The 683-nt window shown below is 31.4% G+C and carries 1 pseudogene; it reads right to left on the bottom strand.

The window, feature by feature from the left end:
• Positions 1-29: 29 nt before the first annotated feature.
• A pseudogene (locus AC1DUW_RS31555) lies at positions 30-683 on the bottom strand (hypothetical protein); the annotation flags it as partial.

The raw sequence follows: 683 nt of genomic DNA, 5'->3' as shown, positions 1-683 counted from the left end.
AAATACATGTGATGATGAATTTTATCTATTTATTCAGAAAGAATTTCTGTTTTAAAGTTAGGGTTAGACATATTATAAATGCTTATTAACTCTGACAAATCTTCATGTGTCATGTAACGAAAATCATTTAAGTCCAATTCTTTTCCTAATGAATGAGATAAAATTACACTGAACACCTCTTTCTTAATTTCAAACTGGAGTTCCTTTCCAAATGTATATTGTAAATAAACAGCTACCATCGCTTCCCATATAAGAATTTCTCTCTTTGGGTTTGTATCTCTCCTGAAATTTAAGATTGTATCTTTAAGAGATACGGGAAATACTTCAAAGAGTGTCTTTTGAATTATTATCACTMTATTTAGCAGTTGTTGGGGTAGTTGTTGGTGTCTTGGAGGACTTTGTATATTAAGGTTTTCAATAGCTACATTTACTTTTGTAGCATCTTTTCTCAATTGTTCCTCAGCAAGAATTCGCATAATGTTCCGGTGAATACTCGGGCTAACAACCTCAATTATTTGAACAGCAATCTCATATATTGATTCACTCGTTGTATTTAAAGCATACCTGTCGGCTAGAAACGGACTAAAAGAAATAATATCCTCTCTAGTAACATTATGCCAAATTGGAAGAATTATTTTTGTACTACCAATTTCTCTTGTTATTAAGCTTCTAAGTTCATACTC

The organism is Peribacillus sp. P4_C12, from assembly GCF_056402095.1.
Note: the sequence above shows the minus strand (reverse complement) of the source record. Positions and strands in the feature narration are given on the sequence as shown.